Genomic DNA, 6,804 nt, shown 5'->3' on the forward strand with positions numbered 1-6,804 from the left:
GCGACACCACCGTGGTGTCGGCCTGGTGCAGGATGATCGCGTTGTCCGAGTAGGCCAGGCCGCGGTTGACCGTGTCGCAGCACATCACCGGGATCACCGACGGGTCCTGCTTGGGCTCGTACTTCCACACGATCTTGGCCTCGTGGTCGAGGTCGAGCGCGTAGACGATGTTCGGGAACGGCGTGTGGACGTACATCATGTTGCCGACGACGAGCGGCGAGCCCTCGTGGCCGCGCAGAACGCCCGTCGAGAAGGTCCAGGCCACCTGGAGGTTCTTGACGTTGCCCGCGTTGATCTGGTCGAGCTTCGAATAGCGCGTGTTGGCGTAGTCGACCGTCTGCAGCACCTGCTCGGCCGGGTTCGCCAGATGCTTCATCAGATCGTCGTTCGCGATCGCCGGGGCGGCAACCGCAAGGCTCGCGCCAAGCGCGAGAAGATGAACCGCTCTCATGTGTGTTCCTCCGACAAGTCTTGATGCCTTCCGGACACGACGCAGACCGCGTCGAGAAGACCTGACCTGACTCTTTGCGACAGGGATCGATTTGCTACGGTAGCGGGCAGGAAATCGACGACTTTGGGTCGCCGAGCCAGAGGCCGCCATCCCTGAGGCGGCCCCCTCGAAACCGAAGCTTGAACGAACTCTAAGAGATTTTTGAGCCTCGTCAACTCGGTTCGAGCGCCTCCGATAGGGTTGTGCGCAAGTCGCCGCACCTTCGCGGGAAGACCAGCGTCGTTGACGCGCCGCAAAAACTTATTGTGCATCGCACAAAACGGCGTCGTACCGAGGTGTTGTGCTTCGGCATGAGCGGCAAACACATGCGCCGTTTGCAGCTTGAGCTTCGGCATTCGCGTTTTTCATGCGTTCGGTGCACGGTGCGCTGCCGCTTCGCGCGGCATGACGCGGCATCGCCTTGGCAATGGGCAGATGCGCTGCAAAATCCGGTCGCGACACCGCTGAGGATGCTTCGCGGTCAAGCTTCGGTGATTTCCTGCCGCTTCTGCGCGCTCTGGTCGCATGAAACCGCCGTCGGCGACTCAGAACGGCATTTTTCTGCGCCGAGCGATGTCGAGAATCGCCGTCTCAACGGTGATCATCCGGGAAGGAGGATTGCCTCGCGAGCCGGCCGCGACGATCTCAGGCGAGGGTCCCGACGGCGCCGGTGCTCTCGAACTCGGCGGCGTCGCCGACGAGGTCGGTGAGCGAGATCGCGAGGGTCCGGCCGGTCTTCAGGCGCAGGGTGGAGTCCGGGATCAGCCAGATCGGGCGCAGGCCGGCATGGCTTCCGTGAAGGCTGCCATGGGCCGTGACGACGGATGCCCGCCGTTCCACGATCACCCGGTAGCGGACGCGGACGGTTCCGCAGCCCTCCGCCGAGACGGTGCCCCGCCCGGTCAGCGTCTGGAGGACTTCGTTGGGTTCGTGCATCGGATGCGACGTGGGGCCCTGGGACGTTTCGGCAATCGCATTGCCATTTAGTCCCGGTCCGTCCCTGTGTCACGGGTTCGCCTGCGATGGTCTCGCGTCGATGACCGGATGCCGGCCGATCGCCGGTTCAGGCCAGCGACCGCACCACGATGCGCCCGCCCTCGGCGGAGAGCGCGAGGCGACCGTGCTTCAGGTCGAGCGCCTTGCTGCCGAAGAGCTCGCGGCGCCAGCCCTGGAGAAGCGGCACGTCGGCCGCGTCGTCGTCGGCCACCGCTTCAAGATCGTCCACCGTGGCGATGATCTTCGGCGCGACGCCCTCGGTCTCGCACACCGCCTTCAGAAGCACCTTCAGCAACTCGACCAGCGCCCCGTTGCCGCCGCTGCGGCCGCGGCCGCGCTCGGGCAGCGCGATCTCGCCGACGTCGCGGGCGAACCCGCGCTCGACGGCGGCGAGGATGTCGGTGCCGGTGCGCGAGCGCTCGAAGCCCGCCGGGATCGAGCGCAACCGGCCGAGTGCCTCGACGCTGCGCGGCGCCGAGGTCGCGACGTCGATCACCGCCTCGTCCTTCAGGATGCGCCCGCGCGGCACGTTGCGCGTCTGCGCCTCGCGCTCGCGCCAGGCCGCGACCTCCATCAGCACCGCGATCTCGCGCGGCTTGCGCATCCGCCCCGACAGGCGGCGCCAGGCCTGAGCCGGGTCGGCGCGATAGGTGTCGGGCGAGGTCAGCACCGCCATCTCCTCGTCGAGCCACTGCCCGCGGTCGTCGCGCACGAGGTCGGCGACCAGCTTCTCGTACACGGTCACCAGATGGGTGACGTCCGACAGGGCGTAGGAGAGCTGCGCGTCCGAGAGCGGGCGCCGCGACCAGTCGGTGAAGCGCGAGGACTTGTCGATCTTCGCCTTGGCCACATCGTTGACCAGCTGCTCGTAGGACACCGAGTCGCCGTAGCCGCAGACCATCGCCGCGACCTGGGTGTCGAAGAACGGCTGCGGCAGCAGCCCGCCCATCAGCCAGATGATCTCGAGATCCTGGCGGGCGGAATGGAACACCTTCACCACGCCCTCGTCCGCCATCAGGTCGACGAAGGGCTGGAGGTCGATGCCGTCCGCCAGCGGATCGACCAGCACGCCGGTCCCGTCCGGCGCCGCCATCTGGATCAGGCAGAGCTTGGGGTAATAGGTCGTCTCGCGCATGAACTCCGTGTCCACGGTGACGAAGCTCTGCGCGGCGAGGCGGTCGCAGGCGTCGCGGAGCGCTTGCGTCGTACTGATCAGATCCATGCCCCCGGCTATATCGGAGGTTTCTTGTAAAGGGGAGCCGGATGCGCCGGCATCCCCATCGATCCTCAGGTTCGACGTCCCCGAGGACCTGCGCCGTCTTCGCTGGGCCCGCGGTTCCGCCGGGCATCCGCGACGGCGAGGCTCGGCACCCGGCCGCCCGGTCCCGCGGCGCGCCTTGACTTCGCCCCCCTCGCGTGAATGGTGCCGCGCTTCCATTCCAAGGTTTTGCGATGCACCGTTACCGGACCCATACCTGCGGGGCGCTGCGCCCATCCGATGTCGGCGCATCCGTCCGCCTCTCCGGCTGGTGCCACCGCATCCGCGACCATGGCGGCGTGCTCTTCATCGACCTGCGCGACCATTACGGGCTGACGCAGTGCGTGGTCGATTCGGATTCGCCGGCCTTCAAGGCGGCCAACACCGTGCGCTCGGAATGGGTCGTGCGCCTCGACGGGCGCGTCCGCACCCGGCCGGCCGGGACCGAGAACGCCGAGCTGCCGACCGGCGCGGTCGAGGTCTACATCGACGAGCTCGAGGTGCTGGGCGCGGCCGCCGAGCTGCCGCTGCCGGTCTTCGGCGACCTCGAGTACCCCGAGGAGACCCGCCTGCGGTACCGCTTCCTCGACCTGCGCCGCGAGAAGCTGCACGCCAACATCATGAAGCGCGGCGCGATCGTCGACTCGCTGCGTCGGCGCATGCGCGAGGGCGGGTTCTTCGAGTTTCAGACGCCGATCCTCACGGCATCGAGCCCCGAGGGCGCACGCGACTACCTCGTCCCCTCCCGCGTCCATCCCGGGAAATTCTACGCGCTGCCGCAGGCGCCGCAGCAGTTCAAGCAGCTGACGATGATCGCCGGCTTCGACCGCTACTTCCAGATCGCGCCTTGCTTCCGCGACGAGGATGCGCGCGCCGACCGCTCGCCGGGCGAGTTCTACCAGCTCGACATCGAGATGAGCTTCGTCACCCAGGAGGACGTGTTCCAGGCGGTCGAGCCGGTTCTGCACGGGGTGTTCAAGGAGTTCGCCGGCGACAAGCGCGTCACCGACGTGTTTCCGCGCATCACCTACGCCGACGCGATGCTGAAGTACGGCGTCGACAAGCCCGACCTGCGCAACCCGCTGCTCATCGCCGACGTCACGGCCGAGTTCGCCGAGGACGCGGTCGAGTTCAAGGCGTTCAAGGGCGTGATCAAGTCCGGCGGCGTGGTCCGCGCGATCCCGGCGACGGGCGCGGCGACGCAGCCGCGCTCGTTCTTCGACAAGCTCAACGACTTCGCCCGCGCCGAGGGCGCGCCCGGGCTCGGCTACGTGGTGTTCGAGGAGGTCGACGGCGCCCTCACGGGCAAGGGCCCGATCGCCAAGTTCATCCCCGCGCCGATCCTGGCGCGGATCGCCGAGAAGACCGGGACGAAGGCGGGCGACGCGGTCTTCTTTTCCGCCGGCACCGAGGCGAAGGCCGCGGCGCTCGCCGGCAAGGCGCGCATCCGCATCGGCGACGACCTCGGCCTGTCCGACAAGGACCAATTCGCGTTCTGCTGGATCACCGACTTCCCGATGTTCGAGTGGAACGAGGACGAGAAGCACATCGACTTCTCGCACAATCCGTTCTCGATGCCGAACTTCGACCACGACGCCTTCCTGGCCCTCGGCGAGGGCGACGACGCCAAGATCCTCGACATTAAGGCATTCCAGTACGACATCGTCTGCAACGGCATCGAGCTGTCGTCGGGCGCGATCCGGAACCACAAGCCCGAGATCATGGAGAAGGCGTTCGCGATCGCGGGCTACGGGCGCGACGTGCTCGAAGCCAAGTTCGGCGGCATGCTCAACGCGCTGCGCCTCGGCGCCCCGCCGCACGGCGGCATCGCGCCGGGTGTCGACCGCATCGTGATGCTGCTCTGCGAGGAGCCGAACATCCGCGAGGTGGTGCTGTTCCCGATGAACCAGCGCGCCGAGGACCTGATGATGGGCGCGCCGTCCGAGGCGACCCCGAAGCAGCTTCGCGAGCTGCACATCCGCCTGAACCTGCCTGAGAAGAAGGCGTGACCCCACGCGTCCTTCCCTCCCCCCGCAGAGGGGGGAGGGAAAAGCGGTCGCCCCGGGGAGTCCGTTAAGTGCCCAGCCTCGTCGCCGTCGTCGTCGCGCATGACAGCGCCGAGGCTCTGCCGGCCTGCCTGTCGGCGCTCGCGGCCGAGCATGTGCCGGCGATCGTCGTCGACAATGCGAGCCGCGACCGATCGGCGGAGATCGCGGAGGCGGCCGGCGCGCAGGTGGTCCGCAACGCTCGGAACGAGGGCTACGGCCGCGCCAACACCCTCGGCGTCCGCGTTGCCGCGCAGGCCCGCTACGTGCTGATCGTCAACCCCGACGTGATCCTGCGGCCGGGCGCGGCCGACGCCCTGCTCGCCGCCGCCGAGCGCTGGCCGGAGGCCGGATTGTTCGCGCCGCGCATCGTCGAGCCGGACGGCCGGTTCTTCTACCAGCCGCGCTCCCTGCTGGCGCCGTACCTCACCAACCCGCGCGGGCGCCGCGACCTGCCCGCGGGCGATGCCTGCGCGCCGTTCCTGTCCGGCGCGTGCGTGATGATCGAGCGGACGTTCTTCCTGGCGCTCGGCGGCTTCGACGAGCGGATCTTCCTGTTCTACGAGGACGACGACCTCTGTCGCCGCATCGCCGATGCGGGCCGCGCCCTCGTCCACGTGCACGGCGCCGAGGTCCTGCACGGGCGCGGGCGTTCCTCGGCGCCGGAGCGCGGCCGGGTGTTCCGCACCCGCTGGCACCAGGCGTGGTCGCGCGCCTACGTCGCCCGCAAGTACGGGCTCGCCGATCCCATCCTGCCGGGGCTCGCGGCCAACGCGCTCAAGGCCTGCCTGTCCCTGCTGGTCCTGCGGCGTGCCGGCGTCGAGCGCTACGGCGGCTCGGCCGCGGGCGCCTGGGCCGCGCTGCGGGGCCGGTCCGCGCTGGCCCGCGAGGGCCTCGAATGACCCGCGCCGCGACGGTGGCGGACGCGCTGGCCCGCCCGCACAACGGCTTCTCCGGCCTTCGCCTGGCACTCGCGCTGGCGGTGGTGGTCTCGCATGCCTTCAGCGTCACCAGCGGCAACGCCCTCGACGAGCCGCTGGCGCGGGCGACCGGCTTCACTCTCGGCGAGCACGCGGTGAACGGCTTCTTCGCGGTGTCGGGCTTCCTCGTGACGATGAGCTTCGACCGGCGCGGCCTCGTCGACTACCTCATCGCACGGACCCTGCGCATCCTGCCGGGGCTCGTCGCCGCGACGCTGCTGGTCGCCCTCGTCCTCGGCGCCGCGATGAGCACGCTGCCGCTCGGCGAGTATCTGCGCGATGGCGGCGTCTGGCGCTTCGTGCGTGGCACGCTGACCACCTTCAAGAGCAACGCGTCGCTGCCGGGCGTCTTTCCCGACAACCCGTATCGCAGCCCGCTCGGCACGGTCTGGACCCTGAAATACGAGACCCTGTGCTATCTGGGCGTCGTCGCCACCGGCCTCGTCGGCGCGTTGCGGACGCGCTTGGTGGTGCCGCTGATCGCCGCCGGCTTCGCGATCGCGCTCCTGATCGCGGATGCGAGGCATCCCGACCTGCCGAAGGGCCTTGAGACGGCGTTGCGGCTGCCGCTGATCTTCGCGATCGGCGCGGCGCTCTACGCCGGAAGGGCATCCGTGCGCCTTTCGGTCGTCCCGCTCGCGATCCTGGCGCTGGCCTGCCTCCTGGCGCGCCACACCCCGCTCTACCGCACGCTGCTGTTCACCGCGGAAGGCTACGGCGCAATCTGGCTAGGGCTGTCGCCCTGGCTGGCGCGCAAGGCCTTCGACCCGGCCGCGGACCTCTCCTACGGGATCTACCTCTACGGCTGGCCGGTGCAGCAGAGCCTGCATGCTTCGTGGCCCGATGCTTCCCCGGCGCTGCTGCTGATCCCGGCGCTCGCGCTCACGATCCCGGTGGCCGCGGCCTCGTGGTACGCCATCGAGCGGCCGGCGCTGCGGCTGAAGACGCGGACCCTGGGACGCCGCGCCCTCGGCACCATCGAGCCGGCCGGTCCGTGACCGGCTCGGGCGCACGGTCGTTGATCAGGCCCAGAGC

At 69.2% G+C, this 6,804-nt stretch carries 5 protein-coding genes and 1 pseudogene; 3 read left to right on the forward strand and 3 right to left on the reverse strand.

The window, feature by feature from the left end; translation table 11 throughout:
• From FV223_RS16705 to rnd, 3 genes and pseudogenes are all read right to left on the reverse strand, one after another.
• Window positions 1-451, reverse strand: a pseudogene (locus FV223_RS16705) (PQQ-dependent dehydrogenase, methanol/ethanol family); the annotation flags it as partial.
• Between the two features lie 684 nt (window positions 452-1,135).
• The gene (locus FV223_RS16710; RefSeq protein ID WP_147728089.1) at window positions 1,136-1,426 is read right to left on the reverse strand and encodes a hypothetical protein; all 291 of its coding nucleotides are present in this window, start codon (window positions 1,424-1,426) and stop codon (window positions 1,136-1,138) included.
• A 127-nt stretch (window positions 1,427-1,553) separates the two neighbouring features.
• Window positions 1,554-2,708 (reverse strand): ribonuclease D, encoded by a 1,155-nt coding sequence (gene rnd / locus FV223_RS16715; RefSeq protein WP_147728090.1) that lies wholly within the window; start codon window positions 2,706-2,708, stop codon window positions 1,554-1,556.
• A 230-nt stretch (window positions 2,709-2,938) separates the two neighbouring features.
• Here rnd and aspS point away from each other — a divergent pair, with 230 nt between their 5' ends.
• The 3 genes from aspS (at window position 2,939) to FV223_RS16730 (ending at window position 6,767) form a co-directional block, all read left to right on the forward strand.
• The gene (gene aspS, locus FV223_RS16720) at window positions 2,939-4,753 is read left to right on the forward strand and encodes an aspartate--tRNA ligase (protein WP_147728091.1); all 1,815 of its coding nucleotides are present in this window, start codon (window positions 2,939-2,941) and stop codon (window positions 4,751-4,753) included.
• 68 nt (window positions 4,754-4,821) lie between these two features.
• Window positions 4,822-5,691 (forward strand): glycosyltransferase family 2 protein, encoded by an 870-nt coding sequence (locus FV223_RS16725; RefSeq protein ID WP_147728092.1) that lies wholly within the window; start codon window positions 4,822-4,824, stop codon window positions 5,689-5,691.
• A complete protein-coding gene (locus FV223_RS16730; RefSeq protein WP_147728093.1) occupies window positions 5,688-6,767 on the forward strand; it encodes an acyltransferase in 1,080 nt (359 codons plus the stop codon). The genes FV223_RS16725 and FV223_RS16730 overlap by 4 nt, the downstream gene beginning before the upstream one ends.
• Window positions 6,768-6,804 lie beyond the last annotated feature (37 nt).

It is taken from the genome of Methylobacterium sp. WL116 (assembly GCF_008039455.1).
Classification (GTDB): Bacteria; Pseudomonadota; Alphaproteobacteria; order Rhizobiales; family Beijerinckiaceae; genus Methylobacterium.